This window comes from Lactiplantibacillus garii (assembly GCF_003885105.1).
Classification (GTDB): domain Bacteria; phylum Bacillota; class Bacilli; order Lactobacillales; family Lactobacillaceae; genus Lactiplantibacillus; species Lactiplantibacillus garii.
Genome location: NZ_QWZQ01000001.1, coordinates 100,572 through 121,186, shown reverse-complemented (window position 1 = coordinate 121,186; position 20,615 = coordinate 100,572). Strand labels below are relative to the sequence as shown.

The following is a 20,615-nucleotide window of genomic DNA, read 5'->3' as shown; positions in this document are numbered from 1 at the left end:
GATGAACGGTTTGAATGAAAAGGAGGAAATTTTGATGTTAGCGTTTGTCGTAGTCAGCCACGGTGAATTTGCCCGGGGCGTGGTGGACTCGTCCTACATGATTTTTGGGTCCCAAGAAAAAGTCCAAGTGGTGACGTTTCAACTAGATGAAGACACCGAGGATTTAAATCGGAACTTGACGGCGGCGGTCGCGCACTTTGACGCCGATGATCAGGTATTATTCTTAGTTGATCTATGGGGGGGCTCACCGTTTAACGCGGCGAGTCGAATTGTAGCGGAGCATACGGACCGGATGGGACTCATTACCGGTTTAAACTTACCAATGCTGATTGAGGCGTACACGGTGCGGGATAAACCGTTAGCCGAAGTAATTGCTCATTTGGAAGAAACTGGTAAGATCGGCATCAAGCACTTGGAGTTGCTCCAGAATGATGAAGAAGATGACGCCCTATGACGATGGAAATCCGCTTAGCCCGGATCGATAGCCGCCTGCTACACGGGCAAGTCGCGACGGTTTGGACGAAGAGCGTTAACCCTAACCGCATTTTGGTGGTGTCGGACGCGGTGGCCCAGGACGCGCTGCGTAAGATGCTGATCGTGCAAGCCGCGCCGCCGGGTGTCAAGGCGAACGTTATTACGGTTGATAAGATGATTGAAATTTATCAGAACCCGCTGTTTGACGGGGTCAAACCGCTAATTTTAACGGATACGCCGCAAAATATGGCCCGGTTGGTGGCGGGGGGACTGGATTTTCGCGCGACCGGGGTGGATATTGGGAGCCTAGCCTATTCTGCTGGGATGGTGATGGTCACCAATGCCATCGCGGTGGGTGCGGCTGAGGCCGACGCGTTGTACGCCATACACGCTGCCGGGTTGCCCATCTTTGCCCAGAAAGTCCCAACCGATAAAAAAGTCGACGTCATGCCATTGCTAGTTAAGAATGGCTTTGAAGCGCCCGTTAATTAGTTAAGTAAGCAGTGATTACTGACCGCGGTACCGGTTAGTCTCACTGCTTTATTTATGCGTAGGGTCGCGGGCTAGTCGCTTTTTTATGATTATAAGGATTTACCTAAAAAAGCGGCCGCTAACTTTGACCAATGGACTTTTATTGATAAAATTAACGTAATTGAATTAATAACGAAACGGAAAGTAACGGGGTGCGAAAAAGATGCCAATTTACACAAAACTCACGGCAATGGGACGGTACGTTCCTGAGCGCGTTGTTGATAACGATGAACTTGCAACTATTATGGATACGAGCGACGCGTGGATTCAGTCCCATACCGGGATTAAAACCCGCCACTTTGCCATGGACCAAGAAAATACGTCGGATTTAGCGACCCAGGTCGCACAACAGTTGCTCACTAAAGGTGGCTTAGCCGCCGGTGCGATTGATTTGATCATTGTGACGACGATCACGCCGGACGCTTTGACGCCGGCAACGGCTTGCATTGTTCAAGCAAACATTGGCGCGGATAACGCGTTTGCGTTTGACATGAGTGCCGCCTGTGCGGGCTTTACCTTTGGCCTAGCGACCGCCGACAAGTTTATTCGTAGTGGGCAGTACCGTAACGTCATGGTTATTAGTGCCGAAGTAAACTCGAAAATGATGGATTTTAAAGATCGAACGGCCGCGGTGTTCTTTGGGGATGGTGCCGGTGGCGCGTTACTCCAAGCCACGCCGAACATTGCCGAAAATAGTCTTCTGGCAGAAAAATTACAAACACGGGGCAACGCCGAAGTGATTCATTCGGGGCGGGTTCAACCGATTACGGCAGTGGCTGCTAGTAATTATCCTCAGACCGACGCCTTTTACCAGAATGGGCGGGAAGTTTTCCAATTTGCCACTAACGTCGTTCCTGAGCAGATGAAGACGCTACTAAAGACGGCCAACGTGTTACCCAGTGAGTTGCAGTACGTAATCTGCCACCAGGCGAACCTGCGCATCATTGAAAAGATTGCTGCTAACTTAGCGTTACCGATGACAAAGTTCCCACATAACGTCGAACGGTTCGGAAACACGTCGTCTGCCGGGGTTGCGATGGCACTTGCTGAGGTTTTTGATGACTTAACGGGACCAACGTTACTGACCGCCTTTGGTGGTGGTTTGGCGTACGGGTCGGTGTTAATTAAAAAGTAGGGGGGTGCAGTGATGGAATTAAGGGATTTAGACCGGTTGGTTGAAAAGTACGCGCGCCAAGGGTATCAACAAATCCGAATTAAAGCGGGTGAACTTGAAATTGAGGTCACCAAACCCAGTAGTGAATCTATGGCCGTAACGTCAGCAGCGCAACCGGCTCGTCAAAGTGATGACCAGGCAACGACCGTGACCAGTCCAATGGTCGGGGTGGTTCATTTAGCTGATGACGTCGCGGTTGGCCAGCCCGTGAAAGCGGGACAGGAACTGGGGCAAATTGAAAGTATGAAGTTGTTTAACCCGTTGACGAGTCCAATTACCGGGACCTTGACGGGGATTTTGGTGGCGGATGACGCCACCGTGGAATTTGAACAGCCGTTATTTACAGTGCGAAAGGACCGGTAAGTATGTTTCGCAAGCTTTTAATTGCCAACCGCGGTGAAATTGCCGTTCGAATCATCAAAGCCTGCCGAGAATTAAATATTCAAACGGTCGCGGTTTGTTCCACGGCGGACCGGGGGGCGTGGTATACGCAGCTTGCAGACGAAGTGGTGTGTATCGGGCCGGCCGCCGCGAATCAGTCGTATTTAAACGCCGAAGCCATTCTGATGGCTGCAATTAATACTCACGCGGACGCCATCCATCCCGGTTACGGTTTTTTATCGGAAAACGCCGAATTTGCCGCCATGTGCGCGGAGTGCGGGATAACCTGGATTGGTCCCCAGCCGGCCCAAATCAAGTTGATGGGGGATAAGGCCCGGGCGAAAGACTTTGCTCGTCGGCAGGGCGTTCCCGTTTTAGCGGGATGCTCGATTCAAGGGTCAAACTGGTCAGAGATTAAACCGATTGCCCAACGGTTAGGTTTTCCGTTAGTACTAAAAGCCAGTCATGGTGGTGGTGGTAAGGGAATCCGGGTGATTCAAGACGTTCACACACTTCACCAGCAGTTACGGGTAGCGCGTCAGGAAGCGGCCGCATCCTTTTTGAACGATGCAATGTACCTAGAACACTACTTAAAGCGGGCTCGTCACGTTGAAGTGCAGGTACTAGGAACGGCCCAAGGTTTATTGATCTTGGGGGATCGGGATTGTAGTCTGCAATTGCACAAACAGAAAGTGATCGAGGAAAGCCCCGCAAGTATTTTAACCACCGCACAGCGCCAAAGTCTGTATCAGTTGACCCGGCAGTTGTTAGCCGGGACCCAGTATGAAAGCTTGGGCACGGTCGAGTTTTTGTTTGCAGACGGCCAGTTCTACTTTATGGAAATGAATACCCGTTTACAAGTTGAACACGGTGTGACCGAGTTAACGACCGGGGTAGACATCGTGCAGGCACAAATTAAGCAGGCGGCGGGCGTTGCCGTGCAAATTGCACCCGATACCGGGTTACATCCCCGGTGTACCGCGATTGAAGCCCGGATTACCGCCACGTTACCTATTCGGCGAACGACCATTGAACGGTTAACTTGGCCCCAAAACGTGCGTGTGGATACCGGTTACCGGACGGGTGACGATTTAGTGACCATGTACGACGGCTTAATTGCCAAGTTAATGGTGACCGGGCCAACCCGGAAAGTTGCAGTAACGGCTTTACGCCGAGCACTAACCACTGTAAAACTGCTTGGTCCGGAAACCGACTTAGCCTTTTTGCGGGCGACGGTCGCCCGTCCCGAGTACGTTCAGGATGAGTATTCAATCCATAGCTTAAGTCGTTGGAAGGTGGGGGAAAAATGAGTCATTATCCAGAACCGGGGACTTGGACGACCTGTGTGGCCTGTGGACGGCACGTGCACCACAGCCAGTGGGGGCCGCTTCGTCAGTGCCCGTACTGTAAACATTGGCAACGGTTGACCGCGCAACGGCGGCTTGATCAGTTGGTGGATCCCGGCAGTTTTCACGCGTTGCCCATGCCGGAACGCCCGGTCAATGAACTCCATTTTCCCGGTTACGATCAAAAGTTAGCCCGGGCAGCTCAACGAACCACTTCTAGCGAGGCGGTCGTTATTGGGACGGCCACCGTTCGCCATCATCCGGCGGTCTTTGCAGTCATGGACAGTTATTTCATGATGGGAACGTTAAACACGGCGGTGACCCGGCGCATCGTGACCGCGAGTCGGGTGGCTCGCAAGCGGCACCTCCCCTTGATCATCGTGACCGCTTCCGGAGGTGCCCGGATGCAAGAGGGCGTTTACGCACTAGTTGGCATGAACTTGATTTTAGCGGAATTCGCACGGTTAGCCGCGGTGCCCGTTCCACTGATCACGGTTTTAACGGACCCTACGATGGGCGGAATCTCCGCCAGCTTTGCGTTTAGGGGCGACGTCGTGGTGGCCGAAGCCGGTGCTAAAATCGGTTTCGCCGGTGCCCGGGTCATTCAGCAAACCATGCCAGTTGACCTCCCCGCCGATTTTCAAACGGCGGCAAGTTTATTAGACCACGGGATGCTGGACGCGGTGGTTGAACGCCCACGGTTACGGGCCTACCTGGCCAACGTTTTAGCAGCTTATCATTTAGAGGGGGACGTTAATCATGGATGAACGGTTACGGCGGTTACGCGCTGCGAATCGTATCAGTGCGCCCACGGTGATCAAAGCGTTGCTGCCAACAATGGTCGTTCAGCGCGGCGACCGGTTACTTGGACGGGACGCGGCGTTAACGGCCGGATTTGGACCAAGTGTTACGGGTCAGTCTTTAGCCGTTTTAGGTGTTGATCGGGGGGCCGACTTAGCGGCTCGCCGGGCTAAAAATGGCGGGGCGTTAACGGTTCCCGGCTACCGAACGGCGTTACGGGTAGTTGAACACGCCCAAAAGTTTAATCTGCCGGTCGTGAGTTTGATCAACATGCCTGGAGCGGATGCCAGTCCAACTTCGGAACGGTTTGGTCAGAGTCAGGCCATTGCCGACTTAATGGCTGCCACTGGACAACTGACCGTGCCGAACGTGGTCGTGTTTTTAGGTGAGGGTCACAGTGGTGGGGCCTTGGCATTTGCCAATGCTAACCGGATCATCATGTTAGACGACGCGCTTTTCAACGTGGCGTCCCCCGAGGCGGTGGCCGCCATTTTGCATGGTCAACAGACCGTTAGCGCCGCCATCGACTTATTGCCGATGACGGCGGCGAAACTTGCCAACCGCGGGTTAGTCGATCAGGTGATCAAACACCAGGCAACCGACTTAGTGGCGACGCTGGTTACCGCCATTACAGCACAGTTAGCCACACTGGAGCGGATGGGTGCTAGCGCGCTAATTGAACAGCGGAAAGCAAAGTTTCAACAATTATTAGCAACGTGGCCCGTTAATTAGGGTAAACAAAAAGCTCACCGTTAATGGCGAGCTTTTTGTTTACCCTAATTAGTTTGATAACTGTCTTTAGTACTGGGTGCCTTGCGTAGTGGTTGAATCCTGCGTCGTGGTATTGTCAGTAGTAGTTTCCTGCGTACTGTCGGTAGTAGTGGAACTGGACGATGACGAACTCGAACTACTGCTGCCGGTCGTAATTGACGCGGTGTCCGTGAAGTCGGATTCGGATAAGCTGCTGGTTGAAAGTTGTAACTGGGTCCGCAGCTTTTTAGAAATTTTGTAACGCTCCGAAGCGGAGGCAACTTGGTAAGAAAGGCCGTCGATGGTGGCGTCGGTTCCTTGTAACGTGTACGTCTTGGCATGGTGCGAGGCGTTCTTGTACTTAGTATCTAAAGCAACCATGTCGTTCCAAGTCAGGTCGGTCCGCATGTTGTTGGAAAGCTGCTTTGTAATCTTCTCAATATTGGCAATCGACCCAAGTGAGTTAGATTGACTAACCATCGCCATAATAATTTGCCGTTGTCGTTTCTGCCGACCGTAATCACCTAACGGATCATAGTAACGCATCCGGGAATAGTCGAGGGCGGCCGCACCGTTAAGCTTGATTTTAACGCCCTTCTTCACGTTGGCATGACCGTACTTGAAGGTCATCTTCGGTGTGATAGTCACGCCGCCCATCGCGTTAATAATCTGTTTTAGCCCACCCATGTTGATCAACACGTAGAAATCAATTGGGACGTCGAGTAATTTCTCGACCGATTTAACCGCGCCACTCGCACCGCCAATGGTGTAGGCGGCGTTGATTTTTTGGGACTGGCCATTGATCATGACTTGAGTGTCCCGGGGAATACTCGTCAACGTCATGCTTTCCTTTTTAGGGTTGATCGTTGCGATGATCATCGTATCGGTCCGCGCGGAGAAGTTCTTACCGCGACCCAGGGCTCCGGTATCGGTTCCGAGCAGTAAGATGGAAAATGGTTTGCCCTTTTTAATGACGGCGTCCACGTTACGCGCCTTAGTCGAGCCGGTTGACTGGTAGGTCGTGTTCATGGTGTCCTTAGCGGCGTTCCAAGTTTTGGTTCCCCAGTAAGCCCCCCAAACGATCATGAGGCCAAGTACGACTAAGAGTCCAACTAGCCAGGGACGCTTTTTACGGGGCTTCAGGTGCGGGTTACGTTGCTGTTGTTGCCGATAGCGCCGTTCACGGGGCCCCATCTCATTATTATTGTTATTTTCTGACATAATCGTTCCTCATCATTTCGTATTTTCACCAATCCTATTTTATGACGGATATCAAACTTTTGGTTCGAAAAACGGCTGACTTAATAAGATTTTAACAATCGACTAGTCAATTAGTAAACGAATCGACCAGTACACAATTATAGAACACTATAATTAAAATTATTGCGAACGTCAAACGTTTCCAATGCGAAATTAGGTTCAAGCCGTTAAAAAACAGTGGTATACTTGACTAATTCTCATGGAATTATTATTTTCACGTGAAAGGAGTGCGAAAATGCAAATCTTACCGATATTTTTACATAGTATCCAAGGGGTTATGACAATCATTATCATGATTGCCGTGGGTTATTTATTAGCACGTTGGGGCTGGTTTAGTGAAGATTCTACTAAATTAATTGCCCGGTTAGTCACGCAAATTGCGTTACCGGCGTACATGATTGCGACGATTACGAAGCAGTTTACCGCGCAAAAGCTATTGGCCACGTTACCGGGATTACGTTTTCCCGTCCTAAACATGGCGATCCTGTTCGGAATCTCCTTTGGGGTGATGCGGGCGTTGAACATTAAGAAGGAACACCGGGGGTTATTCTCCTCGATGTTTCTGAACTCCAACACCGTTTTTATTGGTTTACCAGTTAACGAGGCGTTGTTCGGTAACAGCGCGTTACCGTATGTTTTGGTCTACTACATGGCCAATACCACGATTTTTTGGACGTTGGGGGTTTATTTGATTCAACGTGATGGCGTCGGGGCGGCTAAGTTTGACTTGAAACAGACGTTAAAGAAGATCTTTTCACCACCGCTGTTAGGCTTCATGATTGGAGTTTTACTGGTATTATGGCAAATTAAACTGCCAAAGTTCCTAATGGACGATTTCTCCTACGTTGGGGGATTAACCGTACCGCTATCGATGATCTTTATTGGAATCTCCATGGCTAAGGCCGGCTTAAGTAGTATGCGCTTTGACCGGGATAGTATCGGGATTTTACTAGGGCGGTTCATTTTCGCGCCGGTGTTGATGACGTTGATGCTGATCCCAATGTCGATTCCGGTGGAAATGAAACAAGTTTTCATTTTACAATCCGCCATGCCCGTGATGACTAACGCACCGGTCGTTTCCAAACTTTACGGGGCCGATGCTGATTACGCCGCCGTAATGGTGACGGAAACGACGTTGCTGAGTCTGATCGTTATTCCAATTTTAATGGTGGTTGTACAGTCTAATTTTATTAGGTAGTTTGAAAATCCCTTGAAAATGGTGCTATACTAGCAAACGTGACTTATTAAATTTTTATTAAGAGGGAAGCGAACGTTTCGTGAAGAAAGCATATCTTTACATTGCAATTTCGACGTTGATGTTCAGTTCAATGGAAATTGCACTAAAGATGGCCGGTAGTGCCTTTAATCCGATTCAATTGAACTTAATTCGATTTTTCATTGGGGCGGTAATTCTATTACCGTTCGCGCTAAGTGCGCTTAAAAAATCTGGACGGAAGTTAGTGGGGGCCGATTGGCGGCTCTTTGCACTAACCGGATTTGTCTGCGTAATTGTCAGTATGTCCCTGTATCAGTTAGCCATTACCGTGGATCAGGCTTCTACGGTGGCCGTGCTGTTTAGTTGCAACCCGGTATTTGCACTTATTTTTTCCTACCTGATTTTGCACGAACGGTTAGGCCGGGCCAACTTGATTTCGGTGATCATTTCCGTTATCGGGCTGTTGATCATTGTGAATCCCGCCCATTTAACGAACGGCTTGGGGTTGATCCTTGCCATTAGTTCCGCGGTGACTTTCGGTTTGTACAGTATCGTTTCACGCTACGGTTCCGTTAAACGGGGACTCAACGGCTTGACGATGACGTGCTTTACGTTTTTTGCCGGGGCGTTTGAACTGTTAGTGCTCGCCTGGATCACGAAAATTCCGGCGGTCGCTAACGGTTTAACGGCGATGGGCTTACGCCAATTTGCAGCCATTCCAATTCTGGTCAACGTTAATATGACCTACTTTTGGTTACTATTTTTCATCGGGGTCTGTGTTACCGGGGGCGGGTTTGCCTTTTATTTCCTGGCCATGGAAAAGACCGACGTATCAACGGCTTCCCTGGTATTCTTTATCAAACCAGGTTTAGCTCCAATTTTGGCGGCCCTGATTCTTCACGAGCAAATCCTATTAACGACGATCGTTGGGATTGTGGTTATTTTGATTGGGTCGATCGTAACCTTCGTTGGCAACCGGTTCCGCGAACGCGACAGTGCCATGGGCAAAGTTGCGCAATCGGCTGGTGAAACGGCGAGTGCTGAATCCAAGTTAGTGCAACACTCGAACGCAATTTCTGATCAAGAAGATTAATTTAACAGTAAAATTGATGAACGGTTAACTCGGTGGCAACACTGGTTTAGCCGTTTTTTAATGGAAACCAACCGGCTGCGACTTTGAAAAACGGCTAAAATCGATTATCATAAGAGTTAATTAATATGGCAGGTGTAGAGAATGACAGAACTGGTACTAGTACGACACGGGGAGAGTACGGCAAACCGCGATAATACGTATACGGGCTGGAGCGACGTTCCGTTAACGACGGTCGGAATTGCACAGGCGCACCACGCTGGTAAACGGCTCCGGGAAACGGGTCTCCAATTTAGCGCGGTCCACACGTCGGTCTTGAAACGGGCCATCGTAACGGCCAACATTATGTTGGATGAAATTGGGCAAGCGTGGTTACCCGAATACAAAACGTGGCGGCTAAACGAACGGCATTACGGTGCATTGCGAGGACAAAACAAGGATGCCACCCGGCAAGAATACGGCAAAGCGCAGGTTCAGAAATGGCGACGCAGCTTTTACACGGTCCCGCCGTTACTAACGCCCGCGGAACTGGATCATGACCGGCGCTACATGAAGTACGGTCCGGCCATTGAGCCGCGTGGTGAAAGTCTTAAAATGGCGTACGACCGGATTATGCCGTATTGGATCGACGTCATTGCGCCGCAATTACTCGACGGTAAAAACCAACTGGTAGTGGCTCATGGCAGTACGTTACGCGCGATGATCAAGTACCTCGAACACATTAGCGACACCGGCATTGACGGCGTCGAAGTGGCTAACGGTGTTCCGATTTGTTACCACCTCGATGATCAATTACGGATCACCGGTAAAGAAGAGTTTTAAAGAAGCTGACATCGCAACCGAGTTGTGGTGTCTTTTTTTGTGACTTAGGATCAAATGGTTGAGCAAGGCACGGAATTGGCCGAAGCGTGGTGGTGGGCCGCACGTTAGTGTCAATGCTGAATCGTTAGGACTAACTAGAGCTTATTATTAGCGTGTGTTTGGGTATAGAAAAATCCCCAACCAGTTTAATTACCGGTTGGGGATTTAAATTTAACTTGTTAAGTTAATTAAGCTAAAGCACCCATTGGGTCCCAAGGTGCGAGCACGGTTGGTTCTTCGGCTTGGGCCTTTTTGAGTTCGTCAGGTAAGAACTGTTTGTTAACAACAACTTGGTAGCAGTATTCGTCCATCCAAGCGTCACTCATAACGAAGAAGCCCTTAGTCCCAACTTTGTCACCCCAGCTGTTTTCAACCTTCCACTTGGTTGGTTGGCCGTCAACTAAGTCAACACCAGTTAGTACCATGGCGTGGGTCATTAAACTTTGACCGTAGTCTAAGCGTTCCGCTTTGGACATGGCCAAGTCTACGTCAAACAGTTCGTCTTGGTTATAAACGTCCATAGCCATAACGCCCTTTTGCCGGTCGGAGGACTTACCAACATCACAACCGAACCAGACACTTTGACCAGCTTCGAGTTGCTTGATGGCGAGTTGCTTAAAATCGGCCATTGAAACGTTTAAATGTTTAACTTCCCGGCCACCTAAAACGTTGCCTAACATTTCAATCGTGTAGGTGTGGTTGTAAGGTTTGTCAGCGGTTGGGGCGTTGATGATTGAAACGTAATCGTCCAAGTTCCAACCAACGTACTTCTTAAAGAAGCTTTGCGGCGTCAGCTTTTGGTCGATGTGGTATTGCTTGTTGTCATCACGGTATTCCCAGTCAAATTCAGTTACGGGTTCGCCAAAAGCGTAGGCTAACATCCGGTAGACTTCGTTTAGCATCTTTTCCTTACGGTCTTGGATGGCGTCGGCACTAGTCCCAGCGGCAACTAATTCACGTAATTCAACGGCGTCTTTGCGGAGCTTTAAGTTCAAAGTGGCGTTGATTTCAGCGGACTTGGAACTGTTATAAGTTTCGGGCATGACACTCTTAGGAACGATCCCGTACTTCTGAATGATGGCGACTAACATGTCCCATTGACCACCATCTTGTTGGGGTGTGGTCATTAACCAAGCTACTTTGCGGCTGCTGGTTGGCTGGTCAGCGGTCGCTAAGACGTTTTCGTAGAAGTAGTTGGCTTTTTCGAATTTATCCCAGAAGAAAGTGTAGTTCTGGGAAAGTTCAAAGTGCTTTAAGTTGAACTTTACGGCTAAATCGTGACGCATCGTGTTTAAAGCGGCGAACATCCAGCAACGCCCACTTTGTTTTTGGTTAGCGACGTCACCGGTGTCCAAATCAATGGAAAAGACCGGGGTCGTTTGGCTCATGGCCTGGATATCCTGGCTGCTGGCCAAGATTCCGTTTTTCGTGACACTACGTTCGATGACTTTGGCATCGGCACGTTGATCTAAATCGGCTTGAAAATTGGCGATTTGATTCATGCTAATTTCTTTACTCAAAAAATCACGCTCCTTTAATCTTATTCTAATTGTATCGGTTTATGCGGGCACCGACAAGCCATGCGGTCGTTTAAATTTATGGGCGGGTCTCAATCACTTCGGGACCATCTTCGTGACCGACGATAACGGTATTGACCATGTCAAGAAACAGCCCGTGTTCCACGACGCCGACCATGTGGATCAAATCTTCGGCTAACGCGTGTGGATCGGTAATCGGGTCAACGTGGAGGTCGATAATGATGTTGTTGGAATCGGTCCGGACAAATTCACCGTTTACCTTGCGAAAAACCGGGTGGTAACCGCGAGCGGCCATCTTTTCAAAGACGTGCTGACTGCCGTAAGGGATGACTTCCACTGGTAACCCGAACGCGCCGAGTTGCTTGACCATCTTGCTTTCATCAACGATCCACATGATCTTGTCCGAGTTGATGGCAACGATTTTTTCAAAGAGTAGGGCGGCCCCGCCACCCTTGACCCCTTGGAAGTCTGCGGAAATTTCGTCGGCTCCGTCGATGGTTAGATCAAGGTGATCGACTTCGTCAACCGACTTCATTGGAATGCCTAAACTTTTGGCCTGTGCTTCGGTCCGTTCGGAAGTCGAAACGCCGACAATGTTTAAATGTTCATTTTTGACCCGTTCACCGAGGGCGTCGACCATGAATTTCACGGTCGAACCGGTCCCAAGCCCAACTTGCATGCCATCGTGAATATATTCAACGGCCTTTTGCCCAACGAGTTGTTTTAACTGATCCTGCTGATTCATTAGTATCCGTGCTCCTTAAATTAAGACTTAGTGACTAAAACATCCTGTGTATCGGGGTGACGATCAAAGTAAGCCTTGGCGTAAGTGCAGAGGGGCTGAATTTGTTTGTGCTCAGCCCGTGCGGCGTCGATTACGGCTTCGGTCAGTTGGGCAGCTAAGCCCTGGTGACCAAAATCGTCACGAACAAAGGTGTGCTCAATGACCCAAACTTGGTCGTCGTTGATGGCTGGAAAAGTAATTTCACCAGCTAATTTTCCCTGGTCATCGTTAAAGAAAAAACGGTGCGGTTCACGCGTGAATTCCATTGCTGTCACCACCTTGTAAAGGGTTTTATAACTTAAGCTAATTAAACCGGTAAATGCCCGTTTTGTCAACGAATCTACTAATCAAAGTATGGTAAAATTGGGACACGAAATTAAAGACGAAAGTAGGAATTAGAATGGCCCGAGGATTTGAAATTGTCAGTGCGTATGCTAACCAAGGTTTGCACGTCCCTTACCGGACAACGAAGCAGGCGGCTGGATACGATTTTGAGGCGGCGGAAGACTTTACGCTGCCATCGATTTGGAAAAAGAACTTCATCAAGGTGTTGTGGCAGATGCACCACGGTGAAACCAGTTCGGAAGCCGATTTAGACGCTGCGGCGAAGGTTTTAAAGCCCTGGTTGGTCCCTACCGGAATTAAGTCGTACATGAATGATGGTGAATATTTATTGATTGCCAACCGTTCCAGTAACCCGCTTAAACGTAACCTGATCTTACCAAACGGCATCGGGGTAATTGACGCGGATTATTACAATAACGCTAAAAATGAAGGGGCCATTTACGTCCAACTGATTAACATGGGTATTCGGGACGTCCACATTAAGAAGGGGGAACGAATCGCACAGGGGATTTTTACCCAGTACTTAACGGCAACTAACGAGGCGGACGTTACGACGACCCGTTCCGGGGGCTTTGGTTCCACTAATAAATAAAAATCCATTAAACTAGTTCGATTTACCAGCTTTAATGGTTAATAATGGTAAAATAAAGTGATGTACATTGAATATCGATTAAGTGCCAAAACGGTGCACGGATGGGAGGCCCATTTTAGTGGCAAAAGTTAAAACTCAGTTTGTCTGCTCCAACTGTGGGTATTCAACCCCCCGCTACCTTGGGCGTTGTCCTAACTGTGGCGAATGGAACACGTTGGTCGAAGAACATTTTGATAAAAAGCCCGATCGGAAGTCTCGGGTGAGCTTTGCCGGGAAAACGGCTAAGCCCCAACGGTTAAAGGAAGTTTCTTTGACTAAAACGCCGCGGGTCAAGACTAAGTTGCGCGAATTTAACCGGGTCCTGGGTGGCGGCGTGGTGCCGGGTTCACTAGTTTTAATTGGTGGGGATCCCGGCATTGGTAAGTCCACGTTGCTCCTGCAAGTATCGGGGCAGTTAGCAGAAACCGGTGGTTCGGTTCTATACGTAACTGGTGAAGAAAGTGCCTCCCAGGTGAAAATGCGGGCGGACCGGTTAGCCGTTGACAGCGAGGACTTTTACCTGTACCCGGAAACCGATATGACTAACATTCGCACGACCATTGAATCGATGAAACCCCAGTTCGTCGTCATTGATTCGGTACAAACAATGCAGGAACCCGACGTGGATTCTGCCATTGGGTCGGTTTCTCAGATTCGTGAAATTACCGCGGAACTGTTGCAAATTGCCAAAACAAACGGCATTACGATCTTTATCGTTGGACACGTCACTAAGGGCGGAGCAATTGCCGGGCCCAAGATTTTGGAACACATGGTGGACACGGTGCTCTACTTTGAGGGGGACCTGCACCATACGTACCGGATTCTACGGGCGGTCAAGAACCGGTTTGGCTCAACCAACGAATTAGGGATTTTTGAAATGCGGACGGGCGGCCTGTACGAAGTTGCTAACCCGTCGGAGATCTTTTTGGAAGAACGTTTGAAGGACGCAACGGGATCGGCCATCGTGGTTTCGATGGAAGGGACCCGGCCAATTTTGGTCGAAGTTCAGGCGTTAGTCACGCCGACCGTTTTTGGTAATGCTAAGCGGACGGCCAGCGGGTTGGACCATAACCGGGTCTCCTTACTGATGGCGGTGCTTGAAAAGCGGGCTAGTTTGATGTTACAAAATCAGGATGCCTATTTAAAGGCGGCTGGTGGCGTTAAGTTGGATGAACCGGCCATTGACTTGGCCATTGCGGTCAGCGTGGCTTCGAGCTACCGGGACCAGCAGACCCGCCCAACGGATTGTTTCGTGGGTGAAGTTGGGTTGACCGGTGAAATTCGCCGGGTCAACCGGATCGAACAACGGGTCGGTGAAGCGGCTAAATTAGGGTTTAAACGAATCTTTATTCCTAAGAATAATCTGCAAGGCTGGGATATTCCGAAGGGAATTGACGTGATTGGGGTGGCCACTTTGAAGGAAGCCCTCCAGTTAGCATTACAGCAGCCAAATTAATTAAAAAGGGGTTGTCGCCATGAAAAAGTTAACGGTGCGACTCGTGTTTATCGTTGTCGGTGGGACGTTAGGGTTAACGTACCTGCCGTATTTATGGGACACGCTGTGGTCGCAACCAAATACGCTATTAAATAATATTTTAACGAATTTCTTGTTAGGTGCTTTGATTCTGTGGGTTTTGTCGCTATTCTTAGCGAACGCCGCGATGCGGTTAGTGGACCGGGTTGAAAAAAATCTGTCCAAGCAAAACCCCATGACACTGTTGTTTGGCAGTATCGGCTTTATTATTGGGTTACTGATCGCGGTTCTGATTTCGCAATTATTCAATCGTAGTCCGCTACCTTTATTGAACACGGTCGTCCCAATCATTCTGATGTTGTTCTTCGGGTACATTGGTGCCCGCGTAGGGACGACGCGGATTGACGAGTGGCGTAAGGTCTTTAACTTCCGACGTCGGGAGAAGGAAGCTGATCCGGAAATTACGGATGCACAGCCGGATAAAAACTACCACCACTATAAAATTTTGGATACTAATATTTTAATTGACGGTCGGATCTACGATATCGTTAAAACCGGCTTTTTAGAAGGGACCCTGCTCGTTCCGAACTTTGTGTTGTACGAATTACAGTACATCGCGGATTCGGCCGACAGTATTAAACGGGTCCGGGGTCGGCGCGGTTTGGACATCTTAAATAAGTTACAAAACGAAAACATCATTCCGGTGGAAATGTACGAGGGCGACTTTGAAGACATTCCGGAAGTCGATAGTAAGTTGATCCAACTGGCTAAAAAGGTCAACGGGGTCATTGTGACTAACGATTACAATTTAAATAAAGTCATCGAGTTTCAAAACGTGCAAGTCTTAAACATCAATCAACTCGCCAAGTCACTCAAACCACGTGTGATTCCGGGTGAAGAAATGAACGTGATGGTGGTTAAGAACGGGAGTGAACGTCAACAGGGGGTTGGTTACCTGGATGACGGAACGATGGTCGTGGTGGAAGACGGGAAGTTTTACATCAACGAAAAGGTTGACGTGGTGGTGACGAGTGCGCTGCAAACCGACGCCGGACGAATGATTTTTGCCCGCTTAGCCCACGCTAACCGGGGAATCCCGGACCATACCGAAAATGAAAGTGGCCATAACGGTAGTCATAAACATAACAATAACCGTGGAAACCACAATAACGGTAACAACCATGCTAACGAGAATAACCATAATAAGAAACGCTAGCGTTGATTAGTTTATCGTCGTGAAATCAAGGCCAGAACTTAATTTTTAGCGGTAAACATGGTAAACTGAATAAGCAAGTGGACTGGACGATGGCCCCGTTCTAAAAGGGTGGTCGCCGGTTCTGTATCGTCACTAGACGTGATAAAAAAATGAAAGAGGCGTTAATCACATTGGCAAAGAGCAAGATTCGTGTGCGTTACGCACCAAGTCCAACTGGCCATTTACACATTGGTAATGCCCGGACAGCATTGTTTAACTATTTATTTGCCCGGCATAATAAGGGGAAGTTTATTCTTCGGATCGAAGACACCGACTTAAAGCGCAACGTCGCTGACGGTGAAAAGAGTCAAATGGATAACCTGAAATGGTTAGGCATGGATTGGGACGAAGGTCCGGATATCGGTGGCGACTACGGTCCCTACCGTCAATCCGAACGGAAGTCCATCTACGACCCGTTGATTCAACAATTGATCGATGAAGGCAAGGCTTACGAGTCTTACATGACGGAAGACGAATTAAAAGCTCAGCGTGAAGCCCAAAAAGCCAACAAGGAAATGCCACACTACGTTTACGAATTTGCTGGCATGACGGAAGAAGAAAAGCAGGCCAAGATTGCCGCTGCTAAAGCGGCCGGTTTAAAGCCCGTTATTCGCTTCCACGTCCCTGAAGGTAAAACTTATGCTTGGGATGACATGGTCAAGGGGAAAGTTTCCTTTGAATCCAAGACGGTCGGCGGCGACTTTGTCATTAAAAAACGTGACGGGATGCCAACGTACAACTTTGCCGTTGTGGTTGACGACCACATGATGCAGATTAGCCACGTTTTCCGTGGTGATGATCACGTTGCCAACACGCCTAAGCAATTAATGATTTATGAAGCTTTCGGTTGGGAAGCCCCGAAGTTTGGTCACATGAGCTTGATCATCAATACCGAAACCGGTAAGAAATTGAGTAAGCGGGATGAAACCGTGCTTCAATTTATCGAACAATACCGGGAATTGGGCTACTTGCCAGAAGCCATGCTGAACTTCATCATCCTCTTGGGCTGGTCCCCAGTGGGTGAAAACGAATTGTTCACTAAACGCGAATTCATTAAAATGTACGACGAAAAGCGTTTGAGCAAGTCACCGGCTTCGTTTGACGGTAAAAAGCTTGAATGGGTCAACAACCAGTACATTAAGAAGGCCGACGAAAACGAAGTCTTTGCAATGTCCATTCGTCAACTCATCAAAGCCGGACGGTTACCAAAGCGTCCCGACATGAGTCAGATTGAATGGACCCGGACGTTAGTTTCACTTTACAAGAACCAAATGAGTTACACCGGCCAAATCGTGGACTTAGCCGACCTGTTCTTCAATGGTCCGGCCGACATCAACGATGAAGCTAAAGCGGAACTTGATAACGAAACGGCACCGGTTGTGTTGAAAGAATTCCGTCAACGGATCGAAGACATTGACGTCTTTGAAGCAACCGCCATTCAAAAGACTATCAAGAGCATTCAAAAGGATACTAAGATCAAGGGTCGTCAACTTTATATGCCGATTCGGATTGCCGTTTCCCACGAAATGCACGGGCCAGAATTACCAGAAACCATCGAATTATTAGGTCGCGAAACCACGATGAAGCACCTCGATGCCATGATCGCGGAACTCGCCAAATAACTGTTTGATAATAAGAGTAAGTTTGTGAACGGCTTTTAGGGAGCGACGGTTACTGCAAAGTCGTACCGTTACAAATTGAAGTGCGATTATCACGAAAGCAGCCGGGTGGTCGTTATCCCATCATGAGGCCGGCTTGACCGGCGAAGCAAGAGTGGAAGCACGCGTTAAACGTCTTTTGCATTACGGATTTTCCGTGGTGCGGAGGCGTTTTTTATTACGACCCACGGAAAAATGAGCCGCAATAGTCTGACGAGTGGAATGATGCCGTCGCTTGATTGGCGCTGAAAGGCGACAAGTCGCACTGATTTAAAATCCATCCACGCCGTTTAGTTTAAGGTTGATTTTAAGGTTGATTAATTGCGACAGATTTAAGTGATCTGGCCAATTATTAGTAAATTTTAAAGTGTGAACCAACCGGGTCCCAATTTCACCCGTGGGTAGAACATGGTAAACTAGCAACAAAGCAATTGTGAAATGGAAAGGAGTGCCACTGCATGTTAAATGTTTTTAATACGCTAACGCGTCAAAAGGAACCGTTCAAACCACTGACTCCCGGAGTTGTTAAAATGTACGTTTGTGGACCGACCGTCTATAACTACATTCATATCGGGAATGCCCGTTCCGCCATTGCGTTTGATACGATTCGGCGCTACTTTGAATATTTAGGCTACCACGTCGATTACGTTTCTAACTTTACCGACGTAGATGACAAGTTGATTAAGCGCGCCGCCGCGGACCATACCACGGTGCCCAAGGTAGCCGACCGCTTTATTAAGGCCTTTATGGAAGACACCGCCGCGGTTAACATTGAACCAGCTACCGCTCACCCGCGCGCGTCGGAAAACATTCCGGAAATTATTGATTTTGTGAAAGTGCTAATTGATAAGGGCTACGCCTATGAATCCGCCGGCGACGTGTACTACCGCGCCCGGAAATTCAAGAAGTACGGGCAATTGTCTGATCAACGAATTGACGACTTGGAAGTCGGGGCTAGTCAGCACACTGCCGACGAGGAAACCGACCGTAAGGAAGATCCAATTGATTTTGCCCTCTGGAAAGCCGCCAAGCCGGGAGAAATTTCCTGGGACTCCCCGTGGGGTGCCGGACGTCCGGGTTGGCACATTGAATGCTCCGTCATGTCGACGAAGTACCTGGGTGATACCTTTGATATTCATGGTGGTGGTCAGGACTTGGAGTTTCCACACCACGAAAACGAGATTGCGCAAAGTGAGGCCAAGACCGGTCAGAAATTTGCCAACTACTGGTTGCACAACGGCTTTGTAACCGTTGGGGACGACAACGAAAAAATGAGCAAGTCACTCGGCAACTTTGTGACCGTTCATGATATTATTAAAAAAATCGATCCCCAGGTCCTCCGTTTCTTCATGGCAACGACCCAGTACCGGCGACCAATCCAGTATACTCAAGGAAACTTGGACGAGGCGGCTAATAACTTAAGCAAACTGCAAAACGCGTACCGCAACTTAAGCTTCCGGTTAACGGATGCTCAAGCGGGGAGCGATGCGGACGTATTAGCGCAGTTACAGGCACTTAAAGGCAACTTCGTCAACGCGATGAACGACGATTTTAACGTGCAAAATGGGATTGCCGCCGTGTACGAACTTGCTAAGTTGGCCAACGTTTACGCCGCTCAAACAACGGTCCACGAACAAACGTTAACGAAGCTAACGACGACGTTGGCCGAACTGGCAAGTGTCTTCGGGGTTAAGCTTGAAGCTCCCGCTAATGAATTGGCGGACGCGGATATTCAAGCCTTGATCGATGACCGACAAGCCGCGCGCAAGGCAAAAGACTTTGCCAAGGCTGACCAGATTCGTGATGATTTAAAGGCCCAGGGGATTATTTTAGAAGATACGCCCCAAGGGGTTCGGTTCAGAAAGGAATAATATGCAAGTTGATTATCAGCAATTAAACGGAATCGCCCTCGCGTACCTCGGTGACGCGGTGTACGAACCGTTTATTCGCCAACATTTGATTGAAATTGGGTATACTAAACCCACAAAGTTACACCACCACGCGACGCACTACGTTTCAGCTAAGGCGCAGGCCGCGCTGATCGAACGAATGCAGGCCGACGACGTGTTGACGGACACGGAGACCGACGTGTTTAAACGTGGTCGTAATGCCAAGAGCCACACGTCAGCGAAACATACCGACGTACTCACGTACCGGGTCTCAACCGGGTTTGAAGCGGTCTTTGGTTATTTGCAACTCACGAAACAAACGGACCGCATCGCGGAACTCGCGAACTGGTGTATACAACAAGTTGATGAAGGGAGGATTTCAAGTGTCAAATAATGAACGAAACCAAACGCAGGAGACCGGGGACTTTGTGATTGGCCGGCATCCGGCCATGGCCGCTATTAAGAGCGACCAGCAGATCAATAAGGTCTTTATTCAGAGTGGGTTACAGGCGGACGTCTTAAACGATATCGCTAAGATTGCCAAGAAGCGCAACTTAATTGTTCAGTACGTCCCGAAACAAAAACTCGACCGGCTGACCGATAACGCTAACCACCAGGGGGTCGCCGTCGGGGTGGCCGCCTTTGAATACGCAACGATTGACGACTTATTTGCCGTTGCTAAGGAGAAGGACGAAGCCCCGTTTTTCCTGATCCTCGATAACATTGAAGATCCCCATAACTTGGGATCAATTATGCGGACCGCCGACGCGGCCGGCGTTCACGGAATCATTATTCCCAAACGCCGGGCGGTTGGTTTAACCAGTACGGTTGCTAAAACGTCAACCGGGGCCATCGAACACGTCAAGGTCGCCCGGGTCACTAACTTAGTTCAGACGGTCAAACAGCTACAAACGGCCGGACTATGGATTTTCGGGACCGATATGAACGGGACCGATTATCGGCAGTGGGACGCATCCGGTGCGGTTGGTTTGATCATTGGGAACGAAGGTAAAGGTATTTCGCCGCTCTTGAAGAAGAGCGTTGATGAAATGCTGACAATTCCGATGGTTGGGCACGTTCAAAGTTTGAACGCCAGCGTGGCAGCCAGCTTACTGATCTATCAAGGCTTCACGTCCCGGCACCCACTTGGAAAATAA

The 20,615-nt window shown here is 49.1% G+C and carries 21 protein-coding genes; 17 read left to right on the top strand and 4 right to left on the bottom strand.

Annotated elements, in window-relative coordinates; translation table 11 throughout:
• Positions 1–34 precede the first annotated feature (34 nt).
• The 7 genes from D1831_RS00605 (at position 35) to D1831_RS00575 (ending at position 5,439) form a co-directional block, all read left to right on the top strand.
• Positions 35–454, top strand: coding sequence for a PTS sugar transporter subunit IIA (locus tag D1831_RS00605; RefSeq protein WP_125070660.1), 420 nt, complete (start codon positions 35–37; stop codon positions 452–454).
• Positions 451–966 (top strand): PTS system mannose/fructose/N-acetylgalactosamine-transporter subunit IIB, encoded by a 516-nt coding sequence (locus D1831_RS00600; protein WP_125070658.1) that lies wholly within the window; start codon positions 451–453, stop codon positions 964–966. Before D1831_RS00605 ends, D1831_RS00600 begins: the two co-directional genes overlap by 4 nt.
• 202 nt (positions 967–1,168) lie before the next feature.
• Positions 1,169–2,140, top strand: coding sequence for a ketoacyl-ACP synthase III (locus D1831_RS00595; protein WP_125070656.1), 972 nt, complete (start codon positions 1,169–1,171; stop codon positions 2,138–2,140).
• 12 nt (positions 2,141–2,152) lie between these two features.
• Complete coding sequence (locus tag D1831_RS00590) at positions 2,153–2,542, top strand: acetyl-CoA carboxylase biotin carboxyl carrier protein (RefSeq protein ID WP_125070654.1); 390 nt, start codon at positions 2,153–2,155, stop codon at positions 2,540–2,542.
• Positions 2,543–2,544: 2 nt separating this feature from the next.
• Positions 2,545–3,870 carry an acetyl-CoA carboxylase biotin carboxylase subunit gene (locus tag D1831_RS00585; protein WP_125070653.1) on the top strand — a complete coding sequence of 442 codons (1,326 nt, stop codon included), beginning with the start codon at positions 2,545–2,547 and terminating at the stop codon, positions 3,868–3,870.
• Positions 3,867–4,673 (top strand): acetyl-CoA carboxylase carboxyltransferase subunit beta, encoded by an 807-nt coding sequence (locus D1831_RS00580; protein ID WP_125070651.1) that lies wholly within the window; start codon positions 3,867–3,869, stop codon positions 4,671–4,673. Before D1831_RS00585 ends, D1831_RS00580 begins: the two co-directional genes overlap by 4 nt.
• Positions 4,666–5,439 (top strand): carboxyl transferase domain-containing protein, encoded by a 774-nt coding sequence (locus tag D1831_RS00575; protein ID WP_125070649.1) that lies wholly within the window; start codon positions 4,666–4,668, stop codon positions 5,437–5,439. Before D1831_RS00580 ends, D1831_RS00575 begins: the two co-directional genes overlap by 8 nt.
• A 66-nt stretch (positions 5,440–5,505) precedes the next feature.
• Here D1831_RS00575 and D1831_RS00570 read toward each other — a convergent pair whose 3' ends face one another.
• A complete protein-coding gene (locus D1831_RS00570; RefSeq protein ID WP_125070647.1) occupies positions 5,506–6,678 on the bottom strand; it encodes an LCP family protein in 1,173 nt (390 codons plus the stop codon).
• A gap of 274 nt (positions 6,679–6,952) precedes the next feature.
• Here D1831_RS00570 and D1831_RS00565 point away from each other — a divergent pair, with 274 nt between their 5' ends.
• The 3 genes from D1831_RS00565 to D1831_RS00555 all read left to right on the top strand — a co-directional run bounded on the left by D1831_RS00565 (position 6,953) and on the right by D1831_RS00555 (position 9,845).
• Complete coding sequence (locus D1831_RS00565) at positions 6,953–7,915, top strand: AEC family transporter (protein ID WP_125070645.1); 963 nt, start codon at positions 6,953–6,955, stop codon at positions 7,913–7,915.
• A gap of 79 nt (positions 7,916–7,994) precedes the next feature.
• Positions 7,995–9,026 carry a DMT family transporter gene (locus D1831_RS00560; protein ID WP_125070643.1) on the top strand — a complete coding sequence of 344 codons (1,032 nt, stop codon included), beginning with the start codon at positions 7,995–7,997 and terminating at the stop codon, positions 9,024–9,026.
• 141 nt (positions 9,027–9,167) lie between these two features.
• Positions 9,168–9,845, top strand: coding sequence for a 2,3-bisphosphoglycerate-dependent phosphoglycerate mutase (locus D1831_RS00555; protein ID WP_125070641.1), 678 nt, complete (start codon positions 9,168–9,170; stop codon positions 9,843–9,845).
• Between the two features lie 227 nt (positions 9,846–10,072).
• Here the strand turns inward: D1831_RS00555 and D1831_RS00550 are convergent, their stop codons facing one another.
• From D1831_RS00550 to D1831_RS00540, 3 genes are all read right to left on the bottom strand, one after another.
• Entirely contained in the window at positions 10,073–11,404 is a 1,332-nt protein-coding gene (locus D1831_RS00550; RefSeq protein ID WP_125070639.1) for a C1 family peptidase, read from the bottom strand.
• Between the two features lie 76 nt (positions 11,405–11,480).
• Complete coding sequence (rpiA, locus tag D1831_RS00545; RefSeq protein ID WP_125070637.1) at positions 11,481–12,167, bottom strand: ribose-5-phosphate isomerase RpiA; 687 nt, start codon at positions 12,165–12,167, stop codon at positions 11,481–11,483.
• 20 nt (positions 12,168–12,187) lie between these two features.
• Complete coding sequence (locus tag D1831_RS00540) at positions 12,188–12,472, bottom strand: GNAT family N-acetyltransferase (RefSeq protein WP_125070635.1); 285 nt, start codon at positions 12,470–12,472, stop codon at positions 12,188–12,190.
• Positions 12,473–12,606: 134 nt separating this feature from the next.
• Here D1831_RS00540 and D1831_RS00535 point away from each other — a divergent pair, with 134 nt between their 5' ends.
• The 7 genes from D1831_RS00535 to rlmB all read left to right on the top strand — a co-directional run bounded on the left by D1831_RS00535 (position 12,607) and on the right by rlmB (position 20,615).
• On the top strand, positions 12,607–13,143 hold the full coding sequence (locus D1831_RS00535) for a dCTP deaminase/dUTPase family protein (RefSeq protein ID WP_125070633.1): 537 nt from the start codon (positions 12,607–12,609) through the stop codon (positions 13,141–13,143).
• A 118-nt stretch (positions 13,144–13,261) separates the two neighbouring features.
• Complete coding sequence (radA, locus tag D1831_RS00530) at positions 13,262–14,638, top strand: DNA repair protein RadA (RefSeq protein ID WP_125070631.1); 1,377 nt, start codon at positions 13,262–13,264, stop codon at positions 14,636–14,638.
• Between the two features lie 19 nt (positions 14,639–14,657).
• Entirely contained in the window at positions 14,658–15,872 is a 1,215-nt protein-coding gene (locus D1831_RS00525) for a PIN/TRAM domain-containing protein (RefSeq protein WP_125070629.1), read from the top strand.
• A gap of 170 nt (positions 15,873–16,042) precedes the next feature.
• Entirely contained in the window at positions 16,043–17,533 is a 1,491-nt protein-coding gene (gene gltX, locus D1831_RS00520; protein WP_125070627.1) for a glutamate--tRNA ligase, read from the top strand.
• Between the two features lie 494 nt (positions 17,534–18,027).
• Positions 18,028–19,440 carry a cysteine--tRNA ligase gene (gene cysS / locus D1831_RS00515; RefSeq protein WP_125070626.1) on the top strand — a complete coding sequence of 471 codons (1,413 nt, stop codon included), beginning with the start codon at positions 18,028–18,030 and terminating at the stop codon, positions 19,438–19,440.
• A 1-nt stretch (position 19,441) separates the two neighbouring features.
• A complete protein-coding gene (locus D1831_RS00510; protein WP_125070624.1) occupies positions 19,442–19,852 on the top strand; it encodes a Mini-ribonuclease 3 in 411 nt (136 codons plus the stop codon).
• Positions 19,824–20,615 carry a 23S rRNA (guanosine(2251)-2'-O)-methyltransferase RlmB gene (rlmB, locus tag D1831_RS00505; protein WP_179950274.1) on the top strand — a complete coding sequence of 264 codons (792 nt, stop codon included), beginning with the start codon at positions 19,824–19,826 and terminating at the stop codon, positions 20,613–20,615. Before D1831_RS00510 ends, rlmB begins: the two co-directional genes overlap by 29 nt.